The 22,150-nt window shown below is 45.8% G+C and carries 8 protein-coding genes and 1 riboswitch; of the genes, 1 reads left to right on the top strand and 7 read right to left on the bottom strand.

From position 1 onward, the window contains the following. Positions 1–56 precede the first annotated feature (56 nt). From DOD25_RS04345 to DOD25_RS04365, 4 genes are all read right to left on the bottom strand, one after another. Positions 57–743: a GNAT family N-acetyltransferase gene (locus DOD25_RS04345; protein WP_004107272.1), complete on the bottom strand. Its 687-nt coding sequence runs from the start codon at positions 741–743 to the stop codon at positions 57–59. A gap of 181 nt (positions 744–924) precedes the next feature. Next, positions 925–5,154: an ATP-dependent DNA helicase gene (locus tag DOD25_RS04355; RefSeq protein WP_112928794.1), complete on the bottom strand. Its 4,230-nt coding sequence runs from the start codon at positions 5,152–5,154 to the stop codon at positions 925–927. Between the two features lie 2 nt (positions 5,155–5,156). Further along, positions 5,157–9,755, bottom strand: a complete 4,599-nt coding sequence (locus tag DOD25_RS04360; protein ID WP_112928795.1) for a PD-(D/E)XK nuclease family protein — start codon at positions 9,753–9,755, stop codon at positions 5,157–5,159. A gap of 43 nt (positions 9,756–9,798) precedes the next feature. After that, positions 9,799–10,614: a hypothetical protein gene (locus tag DOD25_RS04365; RefSeq protein ID WP_112928796.1), complete on the bottom strand. Its 816-nt coding sequence runs from the start codon at positions 10,612–10,614 to the stop codon at positions 9,799–9,801. 195 nt (positions 10,615–10,809) lie between these two features. Continuing rightward, a riboswitch (TPP riboswitch) is annotated at positions 10,810–10,921 on the top strand. On the opposite strand from DOD25_RS04365, the gene thiM reads away from it, so the two are divergent. Continuing rightward, the gene (gene thiM / locus DOD25_RS04370) at positions 10,911–12,488 is read left to right on the top strand and encodes a hydroxyethylthiazole kinase (protein ID WP_004107252.1); all 1,578 of its coding nucleotides are present in this window, start codon (positions 10,911–10,913) and stop codon (positions 12,486–12,488) included. It overlaps the preceding riboswitch by 11 nt. A 156-nt stretch (positions 12,489–12,644) precedes the next feature. Here thiM and thiD read toward each other — a convergent pair whose 3' ends face one another. The 3 genes from thiD to rpoB form a co-directional block, all read right to left on the bottom strand. Further along, positions 12,645–13,565, bottom strand: a complete 921-nt coding sequence (gene thiD / locus DOD25_RS04375) for a bifunctional hydroxymethylpyrimidine kinase/phosphomethylpyrimidine kinase (protein WP_064340227.1) — start codon at positions 13,563–13,565, stop codon at positions 12,645–12,647. A gap of 681 nt (positions 13,566–14,246) precedes the next feature. After that, a complete protein-coding gene (locus DOD25_RS04385; RefSeq protein ID WP_004118670.1) occupies positions 14,247–18,266 on the bottom strand; it encodes a DNA-directed RNA polymerase subunit beta' in 4,020 nt (1,339 codons plus the stop codon). 69 nt (positions 18,267–18,335) lie between these two features. Beyond that, the gene (rpoB, locus tag DOD25_RS04390; protein WP_032835542.1) at positions 18,336–21,884 is read right to left on the bottom strand and encodes a DNA-directed RNA polymerase subunit beta; all 3,549 of its coding nucleotides are present in this window, start codon (positions 21,882–21,884) and stop codon (positions 18,336–18,338) included. Between the last annotated feature and the right edge of the window lie 266 nt (positions 21,885–22,150).

The following is a 22,150-nucleotide window of genomic DNA, read 5'->3' on the forward strand; positions in this document are numbered from 1 at the left end:
TTCTTTGCTCCTTTTGTCAAGCAAGTCACGCACGTTATACATTTGCATATTTTTTATTAGCACGTTTTAGAACGAGCATTCGCTTGCTTTGAACGAACTCTCGGCTCACCTGAGTAAATATACAAGTCATCCACCAAAGATTTCACGTTCTTAGCTTCATAAGGATGATCCGAACGCATAAAAGAAGCATCTCTTCTAAGCCCGTGATAATCATAAAAGCTTACGTCGCACGCTGAATCAGTATGCAAATAGTAACGATTTACGCCATTATTTCTTAGCATATGCATTGTTCGCTTCCACAAGCCTCCACCGACACCATGCCCACGAGCATCCGGAGATACAAGGAAAAGCTCCAATTCCGCTTGAGTTAAATTATTAATATGAGATTTTGCTTCAAGTTTAGTTTCCAACGCGCGCATGCCATACGCTTCTTCTAAAGCGAGAGCATAGTTTTTGTCACAATTTTCTTTCATTGCGGCTTCTTGCTCGCGAAGCATTCTCCCTACTTCTGGAAATAAAACAGGTGCGCCAAAAACTCGCGCCAAAAGCAGACCCATAAACTTACCGTCTACTTCAGCAATAGTACCATGCGTTGAAGGTTCCAAGTAATGCAACACACATCTTCGAGAAAGACTTAACGAAGCATCTTTCCCAACTTCTTGCGCAATACCCCAAGTACGTTCATATTCTTTAACCATTGCATCAATATCGCTGAGTTTTACAGAACGAAATTCAACAGTCATGATTCTTCCTTACTTCATACTCAAATCGATGTTGTGCGTATGCCCGCCCACACACACTGCACGAGGAATCTGCACGTTTTCGAAGTGATGCACGATGCGTTTCAATCGCGGCGCAAAATACGTTACAGCAAACAAAAATTGCAGCAAATAAATTGCGGCAAAATGATTGCAATAGCAACATTTATGCGTCATCATCATCGAGGGAGATTAACGTGTCAGAGTGTAACTCGGCAAGGATCTCATCTTTCGTTTTTTGCTCGGCATGAATTTCCCGTTCACATTCATCCGATATGTTCACATAATAAAGGGTGGCATCGATAGCATCAAGCGGAACCTTAGTCATAAGAGACAGAAGCAGACGATACCAGTCAAGCTGACCAAGTTTAAGCGCAATATCTTGTGGCTTGGTTGGTTTTCTACCGGTTTTCCAATCGACTATCGTGTACAATTTGCTTGGATCTTCTGGATTTAAACCACCTGCGAATATTGCGTCGATTTTGCCATTAATAATTTGATCGCCTAATTCTGGAACATGAGCTACAATCGGCTGCTCTGCTGCTATAGGACGGCGATGCGCCCATTTTGATGTTATTAAGCGCTGCTTCCATATCAACAATTTGCGCTCCGAAGATTTTGCATTTTGCGAAATATTCTCGCAAGTTCCAGCAACGTTCTCATCAACGTTCTCATCAACGTTCTCATCAACGTTCTCATCAACGTTCTCATCAACGTCATACTGAATAGAATTTTTATTCACGCAACCAGCTTTTACAAACTGTTCAGCCCAAGCATGAAAACGAGTTCCCAAATCAGAAGCAGGAGAAGAAACACTAGGAATAGGGCGAATAATTGCCATCCATTCCTTTCGCAAACGCTTAGCATCCGCATCATCAAAATCTTCATTCGCGCGCGAATAATCATTACGAAACATAGCGCGCCTTTGCACAGCAGTCACATTGACATTTTCAACATTAGAAAGCTGCTCTGCTCTGTTTTTTAACTCTTGAATGTTACGATACCAATCAATTTTCGGCATTAAATCCGCATCTTGTAGCAAAGCTTGAGCTTTGTAAAGCAAAGAATTATCTTTTGAAATACCAGAAACTTGATTACTAATTTTTGAATTTACAACGTCTTGCGCAGATTTTTGCAATACACTACGTATAGCTTCACTAGATGCACTCGGCCAAGATAATTGCTTCTTATTATCTTCAGTTGGAATAGAGCTTTCCTCGCTAAATAATTGCGCAAGTTGCGAAGCTGACTCCCCTACAACATAACCTACTTGATTTGAAGAATCTGAAACCTTAGCTGTGACCTGAACCGGAGATTCTTCAGATCCGCGCATTGAATCATACATTTCCTGCCAAAAAACAGAAGGTTTTTTAACTCTAGAAGTTGAAATATTTGAAGATTCATCTACAGAAGAAGCTGCACTATTTGCAAAATTTTCTTTATTCTCAACAACGCTCATAGCATTAGACTGGCTGCAAGTGAGCAATGCTGCGAATTTAGCACGCGTCAAAGCAACATACATAAGGTGACGCTCGTCAATGTGCAAAGCGCGCCCACGCTCCTCGACTTGCGAAAGAGGCAATGTGCCAGTTTTCATCACAGCGTCATACACTTTTCTAGCTTCTGAAGGAATCGCTTCTACTGGAGCCTGCTCATGCTCATGGAACTTTTCTGCCAAATCAAACATTTCTCTAGCTCTTGAACCATAAACTTCTGCGTCGATATCGTCTACAGTTAACATATTTTTCAAAGATTTTTGAGGTTCCATGCTAGTTTCAAGATCAACATCGTGAGGGAATCTTGGCAATATATTTGCATCCACTCTCATAGAAACAGGCACTTTTGCAGCAACTTCGAGCGTTGCGTATGCCCTTTCCCTGTACACGCCACTTTGTTGCGTTGCTATTACGCGCAAATTATCGCCTTGATTACTTGGGAACACGCCTTCATTAAGCCCAACTATCGCTACAGCAGGCCATTCCAAACCTTTCGATTGGTGAATAGTCATTAATACGACATCCGCAGGTTCATCCACTGAAGAAGGTTGATCGTTAATTTTGTCTATATTGAAAATCCAAGACATAAACCCATGCAAAGTAGGAGTTGTAAAATCGCTCATTTCTTGCAAATACGCGTCTGCTAGTAGACAAATAGAATCGACAGTAGAGTGCATATCGTCAAGAAGCGTTGCATTAGAGGAAGTATCATTCATAAGCGCACGAGATAGCGCAACGTCAATATCAACGTTAAGCGTTTCTACAGCAACGCGCATAATATCTTGCAAAGAGCCAGATTGAGCACGTTGTATTGCATGAATCATTTGCCCTATTCTTAACACTGCTACATAAGCTTTAGAGCTTAAATTATTTTTTAGCTCAGAAAGCAAATTATTGTCGTTTTTGTCGTTATTTTTTGCTTCTTCGCTTAGTTGAGTTTCGTATGCTTCAAGCAAAACATCCGCCACAAAAACTCCACCATGAATACTATTGGTTTGCGAAGCTTGAGATTGCTGTTCTCGAACAACTTGCGACCACTTAGAGCGAGGAGTTTCAGCGTCTACTAAACCTGCTTGCACTAAAGCACGAAAAACATATTCGATATTCTTTGATGTTGCAATATTAGCTATAGCAGCCAAATCATCAGTATTAAGCGCAAAACGAGGAGTTGCAAGCAATCTCATCAAAGCTTGAGTATTTGTGTGATCTGCAACAACAGAAAGAAGAGCTAAAACATCTCGAATTTCTGGTTTTTCAAGCAATGCAGAATACCCAACAGTAAGAGTGCGCAAACCTGCTTTTTGTAATGCTTCTTCATATAACGGAATATTATTTTTGCTACGGAAAAGAACTGCAACTCTAGCAGATGCAGAATTAGTATCGTCGTTTTCAGATAGCGCATTATGTTTTACATATTTTACAAAACGCACAACGGCTTCTACTTCTTGATATTGCGTAGGCATATTTAACACACTAAAAGTACCTTTTGGCGCATTATCTAAGTATTGCAAGTTTTTCACTTCTACTTCTGTAGCAAGTGAACTACTATGACGAAGCGGAGGCACTCGCAAAGGTTTCGTAATAGAATTTGCAGCTTTTAATATAAGCTGCGAATTGCGTCGCGTTCTTGTAAGAGAAAACTCACTTGACTGGTCGATATTTAGTGCTTGCTCAAGCTTTCTGAAAGCTCCGGAACTAGCTCCTCTAAACGAGTAAATAGCTTGGAAGGGATCACCTACTGCAGCAATATGCGTTTGTTGAGTAGTCAAAAAGTCTTGATTTTCACTAGTTTTCGCAACAACGCTAGCTTCTTCAACACCGCTAGTTTTTTTATGAAACAGCGTTGCAATCAGCATTGCTTGAGTGGTAGAAGTATCTTGATATTCGTCAAGCAAAACTTGGCTGTATTGGCGGCGATACTGCTCTGCAATAGAAGGAAAATGCGTCACCAAACGGTATGCAGCAATAGTAAAGTCGCTAAATTGCGCCATATTTGCGCGCTGCTTTGCTGCGTCAAAAGCCAAAACTAATTCAAGTAATGCATTGCGCTTCTTAGCAGCTTCAAGCAAGTTATTACAAGATTCATAACACTTATTTTTTAATGTAATATTCAGGTATTCTACGTATTCTTTTCCGTAATTTTCGCACTTTTCGAAATATTTTTCATCCGAATCGTTTTTTCCGCGACGCAATTTAATAGAGCTAGGCTTTTTTGCAATTATTTCAGTAGTTTCAGCACAATCAATTGCTTTTTGCAAATGTTCAATCCAAGCGTTATTCCACTTTTGAATTTCTAGAACAGCTTTAGACGTGCTATCTATAGACTCTCCCCTGCTATTTATGCCAATCATCGAGCATGAAATATCTGCTGCGAGCGCAAGCACGTCGTCAATAAGCGCATCAAAACTATACCAAGACAGTATTTCCGCATGATTAGTAACATAATCGTTTACTAGCGGTTTTATTAATTCGCGCGCACCTGCATCGCTTAAAGGTTGCGTATTTTGATCAAATCCAACGAGCAAACCATATTGGCGCACAATTGACTGGAAAAAAGCATCGTATGTCATTACTTCTGGCTTCAAAAAGCCACTTGAAGATGCAGAATTTCCGTTATTAATGAGCTTATTTATTTCGCTACTATGCTGACTTACAGCTTGAGCAACTCTTGCAAGCAGCTCAGAAGCTGCTTTATTAGTAAAAGTCAACCCCAAAATACTTTCAGGAGCAACTCCGCGCTCAATAAGGTCGATAACGCGACGAGTCATCGTATACGTTTTGCCACTTCCAGCTCCTGCAACAATAATCATGTTCTTATTTGTTGGCGCTTGAATTGCTGCAGCTTGTTCCACGCTATCGGTGTTCTTGCGAGTAAATTGCTTATTTGTTTTATCAATCATAACTACAGCACCTCATATACAGTATCTATGCAACCTGCGCATGCTGGGCATACTTGTTTTCCATTGCAATACTTCAAGTGTTCAGAAGTTGGGTGCGCAATAATCTTATGCGAACGAGCTGCCGCAGCAGCATAGCAAACGCGCGAAATCATAGTAAGAGACCATTTTGCGCTTTGATTTAATGATGTAAACGACTGCCAAGCGTTTTCGCTTACATTTTCTGGACAATTCTTCGCAATATCGTCAAGCTGCGGACAATCTAACAATCTTGCCATATTTTTGAATCCAACTCGTAACTCAAGCGGATTATTATTTAAAGTATTTTTTACGCAAAGCGGCGGCTGATACACGTTTTCAGCAACGTTATGATCTTGAGCAGGATAATCATTCTTAGCAACGTGAAATAGAACACTTCGTGAAATAATCGGCGCATTCGAAGCATCAATAAGCGGATTCTCATCAGAAAAAAGTAAAGCAAGCTGATAGCAAACTAGCTGCAAATCGTTAAAAACTCCGCTTGCTGTTAAAGGTTTTCCTGTTTTGTAGTCCAGTAAACGAATATGCTCAGAACCATCTGAATTGATGCGCTTTTCCATGCGATCAATTCGACCGTGAATATGTACTTGCATATCTTCACTTGCGCCATCCGGCCACCCTCCAACTAAAGCACCCATCAATTCGTAGCAGTCATGCGTAGTAACGGTTTGCAAATTTGCATTCTTAAAAGTATTGTTCAATACGCGAGTAATATCATTAAATCCAAAATGCGCGCTTGTTTGCAATTCGCAATACGCTTGTTGCAATCTGCCTATGCTGCTTTCTAAAGATTTTTCGCTTTTTGTAAGAGATTCTAATATGCCGTTTTCTGACTTTTTTGAGTTAAGCGCATATGTTGATTGATCGTAAGAAGTGACAAAATATTGCGCAATTGCATGTAACGCACGTTTAATATTCTTCTCACGCGCAAGAGCCGAATAATGCTCCTTACTATCTCGAATATCTGCAAGTTCAGGCGCAATACTTAAGTAATAGTTTTCCATAAGATTTGCGATTGCGTTACTGCGGCGCACAAGCGGAGAGTAAGGCGAATAGTCGGCTGAATTATTCGTCGCTTCAGTTTCATCAACTTCAGTTTCATCGACTTCAGTTTCCGGCATATCGTAATGCTGATTTTCGCTTGCCCACCTTGCAGTTTCGTGAATTAGCGTGCCAAAATACGTTGCTGCGCTGCCGGGTTGAGGGCCTAAAAGCTGACGATTGACCAATCCACACACAGGGCATGCCCACAAACTATCTACAGCTGAAGGAGACAAGCTTACAACAGAGTTAGTTTTTTTAGCAGAGCTAGCTTTTTCATTATCTTTTCCAACAGAAGATTTCTCATCAACATAGTCATCGACATCGCTCATAAAATCCCATTCAAAAGGATCAGCGCAAAATACTCCATTTTCTTTAAGTAATTGCAACGTTTGAGCAGCGTCAATAATCGCATTTCTAGACTTACTATTCTCACTATCGGAGCTATTCGCACTACCTGCATTACCTGCATTACCTACACTATTTCCAAACTCTTCTTTCATAGAAGAAGCACGCAAAATTTGCGAACGAGCAGCACACACTAATCCACGAACATCCATATCTAAACCGGCAAAAGGTGTAGTAAATTCCGTAAAAGGCGTGCGCGAATTTTCATTATTGTAGTATCTTTCAGGCAAATAATAATAAAGAAAGTCGCTTGGCACAGCACTATCGCTATATTGCGCGCTTATATACAAACGCTCTGTTGCGCGCGTAATAGCTAACAAAAAACTGCGCTGTTCCGAGGCAAAAACTGCAGATTTATCATTATTTGAAAGAAGTGACGCATTCACAGTCAATTTAGAAGCAGAAATCTTAGAATGCAAAATAATATTCGCTAAACTTTCTGCGCCAAACATAGTGCTACGAGAAGCAAGATTTGGCCACACACGTTGTTGCAAAGTAGGCATCCACACAAGATTCCAATGTTTGCCAACAGAACCAGCAGGAGTAGTAAGCGTTACAGCATCTGGAACAGGCGCTACTTTAGCAAGAGAATCAGCTTCAATTTCCATGCCACGAACTTGAGCTATAAAATCTGCAATACCTACAATATTTTCTTGTCTAAAAGTATCGTCAAACGTATTCATTGACGAGATATCAGAAGAAGCATATGAAGAAACATAATCAAAAAGACGCATTGCAGCATCCAAGCGATCGTTAGCTCGATAACCTTCCGAATCATGCTGTAAAGACATACGCTGCCAACGCTCAGCAACATGACAAATATTCCAAGCCTCACCAAGAGCGTATTGAGCACTACTCAAATCAGGATTATTATGCATACGAGAAGCGAGAATTTGCACGTTTTTCCACAGTTTTACAAAAGATGCAACGTGCGGATTCCGAGGTGCCATATTCTGCAATATTTGCAACACTGTAGAATCTTTACGAACATTAGAATCATCATCTATAAAACGTGCAACATCTGCTACACAAAGCAAATAGCATGCATCAAGAGACAATGGCATAAGCTCATTTGAACTGCCATCAATACGACTATTATCAACCAAAATTTGAGATTCAAAGTACGCTTTGCTTTGCGCATTATGAAGCGAATTTTGCAACAAATCCCAGTTATGAACAAGATTTCGCAAAGGCGCATTAGATTCAAAGCTCTCGTTATTTTCACAATTTTTCTCAATTAAAACAGCCGAAAGAGAAGAAAGAGAACGCATAAGCGAATCTACAGAATATAACTTCGCAGGTATTTCAACGTCTAAATCACCGTAAAATCCAGAATCGCTCTTAGTAATCGAGGAAAGTGGACTATCCATAATATTCTGAACTCGCAAACGCACCCACGAAGCCAAATTTTGCAAACTTCTACCATGTTTTACTTGCTCAACAATTCCAGAAAAACCGTGCTGCGCAAATTGAGCAAGTTCAATAAGCGCAAATAAACCTTGCACAAACGGCTCATCTTTTAATGGGCGAGTTACTAACGAGTATCGCACAGGAACTCCAGAAGCGCGAAGCTGCTCGCCAAAAAGACGAACAGTGGAATTGTCGTGCGCAATTAACGCCATATCGCTCCACTTGCGCTTATTATTTACGTGAGATTGCTTCATTTGCCAAATAACAGCATCTAATTCCTCGCGCTGTGAACGATATAACGCTGTAAAAACAGTGTCATCTGAGTTTAGATGAGAATTTTGTGGGGTTTCTATAGGCTCAATCGGTAAGGACCCTACAAATTTTGGCATTTTCCAAGGGCGATTTGGGAGCGCAACATCTGTTTTATATTGCGAAGTAAGCGAAAGAGAAACGCGCGAAGCGAGTAATTCACGCATCGAAGGTGCTTGGGTATAATTTGCAAAAGTTGGATCTGCAGAATAATTTTTAGAAGAATCAGCAGAATCGTCGGAAGAATTTTCGCAAGAATCAGCAAAACCCGTATATTCTAAAGTTTGTTCAGCAGCATTCAACTCATCCAAAGCTGCAGAAATTGCATAATCCGGGTACGCTCCTCTAAACGATTGCACAGATTCATCCGGATTCGCAAGCAAAACTAAACGCGTGCCAATCTTCGACAAAGTCTCAATAAAACTCAAACCAGCCAAAGTAATATCTTGATAATCATCGACTACAAGAAGAGCCGGAATTTCAGAAGAGTTTACTAAACCATGCTCGCCTAATTCGCGCGCAGATTTTGCACCCTCAACCAACAGTTGCGAAGCGTCAAGTCGGAAAGAAGATTTATAAGTGTCGGCAATTATTTTTCGATATTCAGCTCGCAAAGCAAACGCCAAACGCCATTGAGTTAATCTACGTTTAATAAGCACAGACGTTTGTAAAATATCACTATTATTGGCGTAAGATTGCTCGTCACTAAGAGCGCAAAGAACTGAATTTTCGCTTTCAAAATCGCTAATACCAAGCTCATCTAAACGAGCGAGCATATCGCGCAATTGATGCATAAAAGCGTTGTTAATATCGAAACTATCTGCCAAAAATTCTGGAGACGAAGAAGCTGCTTGAGCAGCCTGAGTTGTTGAAGGCGCGGAAGGTGCGGAAGTGGCGGAAGTATTAGAAACTGCGCAAGTTAATGGAATAACCCATTGAGACGTTTCAAAATAATCCTTAAAAAGCGCGCATATATTGCAATCACCATTATCTCCACGCATAACATGCTCAATGTGTGCGCGCAAAACTTTACGAAGCAAAGAATCCTGCTCAGCACCATTTAGCAGCTTAGGCGAAGGCTCATTCTTTAACTTACAGCAAGCAGAAATGATATTAAAAGCTAAAGAAGCCAAAGTGCCAACTGGACGAGACTGCTTACTCACACCAATTTGACGAATAATAATATTGTCAATTTTTGAAGCAAGAACACGATTTTGCACAGCCATCGCAGTAACATTATGCGACCAACGCTTATAGCCGGAAATTGCTGCGCGCACAGCAAACTGCGTTTTACCAGTATTCGGCGCACCATACACAAGCAACGCATTAGTCACATTGCCAGAAGAATTGCGTAACGTACCGTCAAATAATGCTTGTAATGCAGTATCCTCACTCATACGCTTAATTCTAGCAATTAGGCAATAGTGGCGCGCAACAATACTATTCTTTTAATATTGCACGAGCGCGAGCATCCTTAAGCGCAAGAAATACACTGCCGACACCAATAAAAATAAGAGTAAACACAATTAACAAATACGCAACACCAACGCCCAAAGTAGTGGCATTAAAAGTTTGCGGTGCAAAGCCGAACCAGCCGGCAGGAGCGCCATAATTGAGGAAATTATAAGGCGCGCGCATTGCATGAACACCCCAACGAACACCAGCAAACTCACTAAGCATAGCAGCATAAGCAACATAAGCAAGAGGCGGAACAGTAGAAACATACAAATGTGCGCGAGTAGAGCGGAAACGATAATCAAAAAGCACAAAATCAGCGATTGCAAGAAGCGGCGCAACTGCGTGAACGCAAAGGCTGCTGCAACCGTTATTCATGTAAGCGCCGACAAAACCAAGCTTATTGGTAGGTGCTAAGAAACACAGGTACAAAGTGAATGTGACAGCAATTGAGATGGTCATCATGAATTTGAAAATGTACCAAGCGTTGGATTTTGAGTCGAACCATGCGCAAGATGCTGCAGAATCTTGCTGTGCGGCGGAATCTTGCTGTGCGGCGGAACATGCAGAATTACGAGCACGCATAAACGCAGCTGTATCAAGCAAAAGCGATCCAGCAAGAGCTACGCAAATCATAAGGTTAGAAAGATTCGTAAAATAAGTGAAGGTCATCAAGCCTTCCCACGAAGCAGCCATGCCATAAACAGATGCGATGATTGCAATCGCGCGTATTGCTGTGCGTGTCGCGTATTCGCGCGCTGTGAGCGGAGTCTTTTGTTCTAGCATGGAATCGTTTGCCATGTTATCTCGCTTTCGTAACTTCTATAATCTACTTTTTATTTACTATATTTATGTTTACACAGTTGAAAGCAAAAATATGTAGAAGAAGTTGCAAAAATGCGGCGCGATTTTTGTAGATTCCTGCAAGTGCTGCAAAACAAGCAAAATGAGACACTAACGCAAAAGAGCGTAAGTCATGAACAAAAGATATAGTCGAAGGATGGTTCGGAGTGCGCAATTGCAACAAATTGTGAAGTCAAGCGCTGAGATTACATCCGTAAAACCTGATCTAGATAGTGCTAGCGAAGGGAAACATTATGACAACATGCAACACTGAAAAAACAAATACCTGCAACGAAGCAAACGAATACTGCACAAGCTCAACAACGCAAGTCGACACATGCTTCTCTGTACGCGCACGCCGACGTATGTTCCTTAACGACGTGCGTCAATGCATCGAACGTGTGCGCACACAGCAGCCACTCACCCATTGCATCACGAACGTAATCGTGCAAGACATTACAGCCAACGCACTGCTCGCTGCAGGAGCATCGCCAATTATGGTAACCGATCCAGAAGAAGCGCATGCACTTGCGCAAATTGCCACAGGCGTGCTCATAAACGTTGGCACATTCCATCAGCCAGAAACTTCCGAATACATGCGCGCAGCTGTTGAAGGATGCGAAAAAGCTGATACTCCGTGGGTGCTTGACCCGGTTGGAATCGGCGTTCCAGCACTTGCACCTCGCGCGCGCTTTGTACACGAAATTATTAAGCACCACCCTACTGTAATTCGTGCAAACGCTTCCGAAATAATGGCACTTGCAGGCAAAGAAAGCAACGGAAAAGGCGTAGATTCTCACGATAACGTAAACGACGCGCTTCAAGCTGCTCGCGAATTAGCTAAAAAATACGGATCCGTAGTGGCAATTTCCGGAGAAAAAGACGCGATTTACGCTCACGGATGTTTAGCTCGCGTAACAGGTGGCCACAAAGCTATGACTAAGGTAGTTGGAACAGGTTGCGCTTTGGGAGCGTTAGTTGCAGCATACGTTGGCGCAAACCCGGAACGTCCGCTCGCAGCAACTGTTGCAGCGCACGTGCACGCAGCAGCGGCTGGAACTTGGGCAGCTCGCCAAACCACAGCTCCAGGCACTTTCCGCACACTGTGGATGGATGCGCTTTCAACTCTTAGCGTAAATGATATGTTTAGTTTGACAAATATTGAGTTTACGGTGGAGCCTGTTGATTGGACACTGTATTTGGTAACGGATCCGCGCATGGGAAATCGCCCGGAAGAAGAAGTTGCAGTAGAGTCAGTTGAAGGCGGAGTTACAGTTGTGCAATTGCGCGATAAGTATTCCAATGACGCTGAAATTTCGGCCAAGGCGAAGAAGTTGCGTCACGCGCTTATTGATTCCGGACACGGCGATGTGCCTGTGTTTATTGACGATCATGTTGATTGCGCAGCTCATCTTGGTTTCAACTTGCACGTTGGGCAAAAGGATACGCCGTTTGTTGAGGCACGAAAGGCGATGCCAGCAGAGTGGATGGTTGGGCTTTCTTGCGCTCGACCGGATTTGATGGAGAAAGCTTACCGCGAGTGCAAAGAAAACGACGTTCCACTGCCGGATGTGATTGGCATTGGTGCAGCTTTTGAAACGCATACGAAAGCGCACGACGTGCCTCCACTGGGAGTTGAAGGCGTAAACGAAGTTGCGAAAGTTGCGCACTCTATGGGCGTAAAAACGTTGGCAATTGGCGGAATTCACGAGAACACGGTGTTCCCTATTCGCGGTCTTGAGCTTGACGGAGTTTGCACAGTGTCGGCGCTTATGTGCGCTGAGGATGCTGGGAAAGTTGCGCGCGAGCTTAAAAGCGTGATTACTGAGTAAAACTGGCACGCGTGCGCGACGACCTGCTTTCGCGCTTAGAGCGTAGCGCGCGAAAGCAACTCGGAGCGGAAACTCGCTTAAGCGCGAGCGTTGGCTGGTTTTGGGAACAAATGCCGGAAAATTCCCGGCATTTGTTTACGAACAGAGCTTCGATGTTCACACAGTTTGCTGAAGGATGCGCACGGAATGGTTTACCGGTCCATGCCCGCGCTCGCCGCCGCGCCCAACATGCAATTCACTCCCAGCCGCAATCGCCTCACGAAGCCACGCCGTTGACCATTCAAGCGCGCGAAGTACAGTATCGTGATCACTCAAATTCTTTCCCTCGCGCAAAGCAAGCCCAATTTTCGTAGCAAGCGCAGAAGAAAGCGAGCAACCAGTTCCGTGAGTTGTGCTTGTTTCAACTCGTTCGCTTGGTACGTGACTTGCGTAGCCATCCGGGAAAACCGCAGTATTTCCAACGTCTTCGCCAGTTAAGTGCCCACCTTTTACGATTACAACAACGCTGTTTTTTGCAGCCAACTTGCGCGCCTGGTTGCAAGCTTCCTCAAAATTTTCCGCAACACTTGACTCGCACAAAGCCGCCAATTCCGGCACGTTTGGCGTCACTACATCAACGCAGCTTATAAAGTTTCGCATCGCATTTTCAGCACTTGCCTCAAGCAAGCGCTTCCCGGAAGTTGATATCATAACTGGGTCTAGAACGCTTACAGGAACCGGATTATCACGCATCCAGTCTCGCATTGCTTCAATGTATTCTGTGCATCCGAGCATGCCGATTTTTAGTGCATCAACTGTAACGTCGTCGTACACGCATGAAAGTTGTGTGCGGAAAAAGCTTACTGGTGGCGTGAATACTTCGCGCACCTCGCATGTGTTTTGCGCAACAAGATTAGTTGGTATACACATGCCGTAACCGCCTGCCGCCATGATTGATTTAAGATCTGCCTGTATTCCGGCTCCACCTGTCGGATCTGTGCCAGCTACGCTTAGCACGCGTGGAATGATTGGATTTGATTGCTGCGAAAGCGATTGCGTATGTTGCAAGTCGTTCTGCTTACTTGATACTAGCGTCATATTTTTTATTATATTGCGTCGCGCTCGTTTGTGTTCAAGTAGGTCGTTACTAGCGCAGTGATATGTACCCCCTTTTCTGCATCAGTGTCCGAAGGTAGGCAAAATCACACTCATGCAGCGCGACGACCTGCCTGAGCGCTGCGATTTAGCGCGCGAAAGCAACTCGGAGCGCCGAGCTTGCTCAGAGTTGAAAGCACAGTGTGCTTTCAACGCAAGCGAGGTCTGCCTTCGTCTCGATTGACGAAGGCAGGGCAGAGTTGCGTGGTTGCGCTTTAGAAACTAAGTTGTGACTGGCGTGCGCTGACGACCTGCTTGAGCGCTGCAATTTAGCGCGCGAAAGCAACTCGGAGCGCCGAGCTTGCTCAGAGTTGAAAGCACAGTGTGCTTTCAACGCAAGCGAGGTCTACCTTCGTCTCGATTGACGAAGGCAGGGCAGAGTTGCGTGGTTGCGCTTTAGAAACTAAGTTGTGACTGGCGTGCGCTGACGATCTGCCTGAGCGCTGCCATTTAGCGCGAAGGCAACTCGGAGCGGAAACTCGCTTAAGTTGGAAGTCCAGTGGGCTTCCAACGCGAGTTTCGTAAGCGAGCGCGTAATCCACGCGAGCGCCAACTGTGCCAGCAACAAAAAAGAGCTTCAAGCCCGAAAGCTTGAAGCCCCATTTTTATATTAGATTAGCGCAATCACTCAGCTTCGTCGCCATAATCGCTCTGACCACCCTGATCGTCAAGGAAGTCATCTGGATTAAAGTCGTCGCCGAGCTTCATATCACCAAAATCAATGTTGGAGAAGTCAACATCGCCCATATCGCTCTCACCGAAGTTCGAAGGCGTGCTATCTGCACCGCCCAAACCAAAGTTCGGATAAATAGAGTCGCGAACCTGAGGATCCGGCTCCACACTAGCATTGCGGTAACGTGCCAAACCGGTACCAGCTGGGATGAGCTTACCGATAATCACATTCTCCTTCAAGCCCTTAAGGTCATCTTCCTTCTGGCTCAAGGCGGCCTCAGTAAGCACACGCGTAGTCTCCTGGAACGATGCTGCAGAAAGCCAAGAATCCGTAGCCAAAGAAGCCTTGGTAATACCCATAAGCTCTGGTCGACCAGCAGCAGGCTTTCCGCCGTTCTTTACAGCAGCCAAGTTTGCCTCGCGGAACTTTGCTTGATCCACAAGCTCACCTGGAAGAAGATCCGTATCGCCAGAATCAATCACCGTAATACGGCGAAGCATCTGGTGCACAATAACTTCAATGTGCTTATCGTGAATATCAACACCCTGAGAACGGTACACGTTGTGCACTTCTTCCACGATGTTCACCTGAGCCGCACGCGGACCAAGAATACGCAGAATCTTCTTAGGATCCACAGAACCTTCAATCAGCTGCGTACCAACCTCAACATGGTCGCCATCTTTTACAAGCATTGGCGCACGACGAGTCACTGGGTAAACGATTGGATCAATCGTAGTGTCGTCTGGAGTCAAAGTCACCTGACGGCCGTGATCAGTATCCTCGACCTTCACAACGCCTGGGAACTCAGCGATTGGAGCCTCACCCTTAGGAGTACGAGCCTCGAAAAGCTCCGTAACACGAGGAAGACCCTGAGTAATATCAGAAGCCGAAGCGACGCCACCGGAGTGGAAGGAACGAAGCGTAAGCTGCGTACCAGGTTCACCAATGGACTGTGCTGCAACAATACCAACAGCCTCACCAACATCCACGAGTCGGCTTGTAGCCAAGGACCAGCCGTAGCACTTTGCGCAAACGCCGCGCTTGGATTCGCAAGTAAGCACAGAACGCGCCTTAACTTCCTCAACGCCGTGAGCAACCAAATCACGCAAAACGTCCATAGAAAGTGCGTCGCCACACTTTGCCAAAACTGTCGTACCGTCAGCAGGATCAATTACGTCTGCAGCAAGCAAGCGCGAGTATGGACCACCGTCAGCAGCCTTAACAAGCGTCAAATTGCCGTTTTCGTCGCGATCAGCAATCTTCATCATAAGACCGCGCTTAGTGCCGCAATCTTCTTCACGCACGATTACTTCCTGCGAAACATCCACAAGACGACGAGTCAAGTAGCCAGATTCTGCCGTACGAAGTGCGGTATCTGCCAAGCCCTTACGAGCGCCGTGCTGCGAGATGAAGTACTCCAACACGGAAAGACCATCGCGGTAGTTTGACTTAACAGGTCGAGGAATAATCTCGCCCTTAGGGTTTGCCACGAGACCTCGCATACCAGCAATCTGACGAATCTGCATCCAGTTACCACGTGCGCCTGACTGAACCATGATGTTCACGTTGTTGTCATCGTGGAAGTTTTCGCGCATTGCGTCTGCAACCTTGTCGGTGCATTCAGTCCACAAGTTGATCAACTCTTGACGACGCTCTTCGTCTGTAAGAAGACCCATATCGTATTGAGAGTTGATTTTTGCAGCCTGATCCTCGTAATCTTGCGCAATTTGCTCGCGATTTGGAGGAAGCACAATGTCAGAGAATGCCATCGTTACGCCAGACCAAGGAGCGCGAGTAAAGCCGAGATCCTTCAAAGCGTCGAGTGTTGCTGCAACTTGAGCTGTAGAATAGCGGGTTGCAATATCGTCGACGATCTTAGAAAGTACGCCCTTTGGCACCTGCTCATTTACGAACGGATAGTCGACTGGCAAAGTTCCGTTGAACAAAATGCGTCCGCAAGAAGTTGCAAACAGTACAGTCCCGTCCTTAAAACGCTCTTCGCGCACAACGTCTGGGCTGCCTGGCTCAGGGTCAACAACCTTAAGCTCAGCAGGCTCCCAATTCTTTGGCAATACGAAGTCTGCAGGAACTCGAATCAGCACCTTAGCTTGCATATCAATCTCATGCTTGTCGAGAGCCATTTCAGCTTCAGCAAGCGAGGAGAAGATTCGGCCCTGACCTTTTGCTCCGTCAATTACGGTAGACAAGTAGTAAAGACCCAGAATCATATCCTGAGAAGGCATAGTCACGGTGTGACCGTCTGCTGGCTTCAAGATATTGTCGGAAGCCATCATCAAAGTGCGCGCTTCGGCTTGAGCTTCTGCAGAAAGCGGAAGATGCACTGCCATCTGGTCACCATCGAAGTCTGCGTTGAATGCTGCACAAGCAAGTGGTGGCAGGTGGATTGCTTTACCTTCAACCAAAATCGGCTCGAATGCCTGAATACCCAAGCGGTGAAGTGTAGGTGCGCGGTTAAGAAGCACAGGATGTTCGGAAATAACTTCTTCCAAAACGCCCCAAACTTCGGAGTCGCCGCGGTCAACCAAACGCTTTGCGCTCTTCATATTCTGAGCGAAGCCCTGATCCACCAAACGCTTAATAACGAACGGCTTGAAAAGCTCCAATGCCATTGGCTTTGGCAAACCGCACTGATGCATGCGAAGGCTTGGACCAACGACGATTACGGAACGACCAGAGTAATCAACACGCTTACCAAGCAAGTTCTGGCGGAATCGGCCTTGCTTACCTTTAAGCATGTCGGAAAGCGACTTTAATGGTCGGTTGGATGCGCCGGTTACTGGGCGTCCGCGGCGACCGTTGTCGAAGAGTGAGTCGACTGCTTCCTGAAGCATGCGCTTTTCGTTATTAAGCATAATCTCAGGAGCACCAAGCTCAATAAGTCGCTTCAAACGGTTGTTACGGTTGATTACACGACGGTACAAATCGTTCAAATCGGAAGTTGCAAAACGACCACCATCGAGCTGAACCATTGGTCGCAAGTCTGGTGGGATTACTGGAATTACGTCCAAAACCATAGCTTCTGGCTTGTTTCCAGTAGTCAAGAACGCGTTTACAACCTTCAGTCGCTTCAAAGCGCGAGCCTTGCGCTGACCGGTTCCGTTGTCAATTTCTGCGCGAAGCTCTTCGGCAGCAGACTTCAAATCGAAATCTTGCAAACGCTTCTTAATAGCTTCAGCACCCATGCAGCCTTCGAAGTAATCGCCATAGCGATCTTCCATCTCGCGCCACAAGTCAACGTCGCCTTCCATATCGCCGGCACGCAAGCCCTTGAAACGATCAAATACGGCGTTCAAACGCTGAATTTGCTCGTCATAGCGAGTACGAATAGCAGACATTTCGCGTTCTGCACTAGCGCGCAACTTAGATCTTGCAGCACCTTTGCCTTCGCCAGATTCTTCCAGCTCATGCAAGTCTTCTTCAACTTTCTTAGCGCGCGCTTCAATTTCGTTATCACGACGCTTGCGAAGGTTGCCGATTTCTGTATCGAATTCGTCTTGCAAATCTGGAAGATCTTGGTGACGCTGCTCTTCGTCAACTTTCGTAACCATGTAGGCTGCGAAGTAGATTACTTTTTCAAGATCCTTAGGTGCAATGTCGAGCAAGTAGCCCAAACGGCTTGGCACACCCTTGAAGAACCAAATGTGCGTTACCGGAGCTGCAAGCTCAATATGACCCATGCGTTCGCGGCGAACGCGACTGCGGGTAACTTCTACGCCGCATCGTTCGCACACGATTCCCTTAAAGCGCACGCGCTTATACTTGCCGCATGCGCACTCCCAATCGCGAGTTGGACCGAAGATCTGCTCACCGAACAGACCGTCCTTCTCTGGCTTTAGGGTACGGTAATTAATGGTTTCTGGCTTCTTTACTTCGCCGTGGCTCCAGCTACGGATATCTTCGGCGGTTGCCAGTCCAATCCTCAGTTTGTCAAATGCGTTGACGTCCAGCACTCTTATCGTCCTGTCTCATGAAATTGTTTTTAACGTTTCTTAATTTCTTAAAGTGTGTTCGTTACCGAATCACTGGTATTCAGGTTCAACAGCAATCTGATCTTCCTTGGCGGACGAATCTGGTCGAGCGCCAATATTGAAGCCAAGATCGTCGGAAGATGAAACTGGGTCGTCCTCTTCATCCTTCATGTCGATTGCGACGCCTTCAGCGTTCAACACCTCAACATTAAGCGAAAGCGACTGCATTTCCTTAAGCAACACCTTGAATGATTCAGGAATGCCAGCTGGTGGCAGGTTATCGCCCTTGACGATAGCACCGTACACGCGCACACGACCGTCGACGTCATCAGACTTCGTAGTCATCATTTCGTGCAATGTGTAAGCAGCACCGTAAGCCTCGAGCGCCCACACTTCCATTTCGCCGAAGCGCTGACCGCCGAACTGAGCCTTACCACCCAACGGCTGCTGGGTAATCATGGAGTAAGGACCAGTGGAACGTGCGTGAATCTTATCATCAACCAAGTGATGCAGCTTCAAAATGTACATGTAGCCCACAGAAATTGGCTTCGGGAATGGCTCACCAGTACGACCGTCGAATAAGGTTGCCTTACCGTCAGAGCCAACAAGCTTGTCACCATCGCGATTTGCGAGTGTTGTAGAAAGCAAGCCCTTCAAAGTTTCTGGTCGCACGCCGTCGAATACTGGCGTTGCAACTGGAGTGCATGGATCGCCATGCTCAGCACCTTGCGGCACGTACTTCTTCCAAGCTGCTTCCAAGTCTGGATCCAAGTTAATATCCCAGCCAGCGTGAGCAATCCAACCCAAGTGAAGCTCGAGCACCTGACCCAAGTTCATTCGAGAAGGCACACCCAACGGGTTAAGCATGATGTCAACTGGAGTACCATCAGCCAAGAATGGCATATCTTCTTCTGGCAAAATGCGGGAAATAACACCCTTGTTGCCGTGACGACCGGAAAGCTTATCGCCTTGCGTAATCTTACGATGCTGAGCAATGTAAACGCGAATCATTTGGTTCACGCCGTTTGGAAGCTCGTCACCGTCGTCTTCAGCGTCTTCACGAGTGATTTCCTTAACTGCAATCACAGTACCAGTCTCGCCGTGTGGCACGCGCAAAGAAGTATCGCGCACTTCACGGCTCTTTTCGCCGAAGATTGCGCGGAGCAAACGCTCTTCTGGGGTAAGCTCGGTTTCGCCCTTAGGAGTTACCTTACCAACCAAAATATCGCCAGCTTCGACTTCAGCGCCAATACGAATAATGCCGCGCTCGTCGAGATTTGCAATCGCATCTTCGCCAACGTTTGGCAAGTCACGAGTAATCTCTTCGGAACCAAGCTTGGTTTCGCGAGCGTCGATTTCGTATTCTTCAATGTGAATAGAAGAAAGCGTATCGTCTTGCACAAGACGCTGGGAAATAATCACAGCATCCTCGTAGTTGTAACCGTTCCAAGGCATGAACGCAACGAGCAAATTCTTACCCAATGCAAGTTCGCCCTTTTCGGTTGCAGGACCGTCTGCCAAAACTGTACCAGTTTCAACGCGCTCGCCGTCTTTAATAAGCGGCACTTGGTTGTAGCAAGTAGTCTGGTTAGAACGCTGGAACTTTGAAAGCTTGTAGCTGGACTGAGTTCCATCGTCGTTCATAACGCGAATAATATCTGCAGAAACGTAAGTTACTACGCCCGGCTTTTCAGCCAAGATTACGTCGCCAGAATCAACTGCTGCACGCCATTCAGAACCGGTACCAACAAGTGGTCGCTCCGACTTAATAAGCGGCACAGCCTGACGCTGCATGTTCGTACCCATCAATGCGCGGTGGCCTTCATCGTGCTCCAAGAATGGAATCAAGGAAGCGCCGAGAGAAACCATCTGACGTGGGGAAACGTCCATGTAATCTACAGTGCTTACAGGCACATCGACTGCTTCTTCTTCGTCCACGCGAGCAAGTGCTTGAGTGCCGACGAAGTTGCCGTTTTCGTCGAGTTCCTGGTTTGCTTGAGCAATAACGTGCTCAGCTTCACGATCTGCAGTCATGTATTCGACTTCGTTAGTTACGTGACCATTCACAACCTTGCGGTATGGGGTTTCGATGAAGCCGAATGGATTGATGCGTCCGAAGGTTGCCAAAGAACCGATAAGACCGATGTTTGGACCTTCTGGGGATTCGATTGGGCACATACGTCCGAAGTGGGATGGGTGCACGTCTCGAACTTCCATAGAAGCGCGATCGCGAGAAAGACCACCAGGACCAAGTGCGGAAAGACGACGCTTGTTCGTAACGCCTGCCAAAGGATTGTTTTGATCCATAAACTGGCTGAGCTGGGAAGTTCCGAAGAATTCCTTAATAGTTGCGTTTACTGGACGAATGTTAATCAAGGACTGAGGAGTAATTGCCTCTGCATCCTGAGTTGTCATACGTTCGCGCACAACACGCTCCATGCGGCTTAAGCCGGTACGAAGCTGATTCTGCACAAGCTCGCCAACCTGACGAATACGACGGTTGCCAAAATGATCGATATCGTCAACGTCAACGCGCAACTGTACGTCTTGACCGTCGCGCTTACCTGGGAAGGTTTTTTCGCCAGAATGCAACGTTACCAAGTACTTAATAGTTGCGATAATATCTTCGCGATTCAAGCTGCGATCGCTGTAATCTGCTTCAATACCGAGCTTGCGGTTGATCTTATAGCGACCAACGCGAGCCAAATCGTAACGCTTTGTGTTGAAGTAGAAGGAATCGAGAAGATTGCGACCAGCTTCTGGAGTTGCAGTATCTGCAGGGCGAATCTTACGATACAAATCGGTAAGTGCATCGTCTTGCGTTTCGATAGGCTCTTTTGCGAGCGCATCCAAAACAAGTGGATAGCCTTGGAAAGCATCTGCAATTTCGTCTTTCGTCATGCCAATAGCCATAAGGAATACGATTGCAGACTGCTTACGCTTGCGGTCAACGCGAACGCCTAAAACGTCACGCTTGTCGATCTCAAACTCCAACCATGCACCACGGCTTGGGATAATCTTCGCACCGAAAACATCCTTGTCGGAAGTGCGATCTTGTGTACGATCGAAGTACACGCCTGGGGAGCGCACAAGCTGCGAAACGATTACTCGCTCGGTGCCACCAATAATGAATGTGCCGTGAGGAGTTTGCAATGGGAAATCACCCATGAAAACAGTCTGGCTCTTAATTTCGCCAGTTTCGCCGTTTTCAAACTCAGCATTCACATAAAGTGGAGCAGAATAGGTGTAATCCTTTTCCTTGCACTCGAGCACAGTGTGACGTGGCTCTTCAAAGTATGGATCAGAGAATGTGAGGCTCATCGTCTCAGCAAAGTTCTCAATTGGGGAAATCTCCTGGAAGACTTCGTCGAGGCCAGAAACATGAGGCACGGTGTGAGTTCCGTTTGCTTCATCTTCTGCAACGCGCTTCTTCCAGCGTTCAGAGCCGATCAACCAATCAAAGCTGTCGGTTTGCACGCCGAGGAGGTATGGCACATCAATAGGCTCACAAATGGAGCCAAAATTCACACGATCTGACGCTTTATGCAACTTAATATCATGTTCGTCAGCACGTGCGATGACTTTCGTGGTGCTCGTCATAGCTTGTTCAGCAGCCAATGGACGTTCCTTTATCACTCGCTAGTTAACTATTTAATCTTTGAAAAACTAAAGAAAATCGCGGCAAACGAAACTGCCAAATAAGCAAGTTGCGATGCGCGGGCGCCTTCTTCGGTTCCATGAGCATGCCCGCTATATGACACACCTTACACAGTCTGTCTACTTTACCAAAAACTCCGGACTTTTCCCCACTAATAACGAACGCTCGCAATAGTAATGTGCAAGTTGCGAGTAAACTAAATACGTTA

It is taken from the genome of Gardnerella leopoldii (assembly GCF_003293675.1).
Lineage (GTDB): Bacteria > Actinomycetota > Actinomycetes > Actinomycetales > Bifidobacteriaceae > Bifidobacterium > Bifidobacterium leopoldii.

What these genes read in the sequence shown, in the direction of transcription:
- DOD25_RS04365 (WP_112928796.1), bottom strand. Translation starts at nt 10,614, where the DNA reads ATGGCAAACGATTCCATGCTAGAACAAAAGACTCCGCTCACAGCGCGC.
- thiM (WP_004107252.1), top strand. Translation starts at nt 10,911, where the DNA reads ATGACAACATGCAACACTGAAAAAACAAATACCTGCAACGAAGCAAAC.
- rpoB (WP_032835542.1), bottom strand. Translation starts at nt 21,884, where the DNA reads ATGACGAGCACCACGAAAGTCATCGCACGTGCTGACGAACATGATATT.
- DOD25_RS04345 (WP_004107272.1), bottom strand. Translation starts at nt 743, where the DNA reads ATGACTGTTGAATTTCGTTCTGTAAAACTCAGCGATATTGATGCAATG.
- thiD (WP_064340227.1), bottom strand. Translation starts at nt 13,565, where the DNA reads ATGACGCTAGTATCAAGTAAGCAGAACGACTTGCAACATACGCAATCG.
- DOD25_RS04355 (WP_112928794.1), bottom strand. Translation starts at nt 5,154, where the DNA reads ATGATTGATAAAACAAATAAGCAATTTACTCGCAAGAACACCGATAGC.
- DOD25_RS04360 (WP_112928795.1), bottom strand. Translation starts at nt 9,755, where the DNA reads ATGAGTGAGGATACTGCATTACAAGCATTATTTGACGGTACGTTACGC.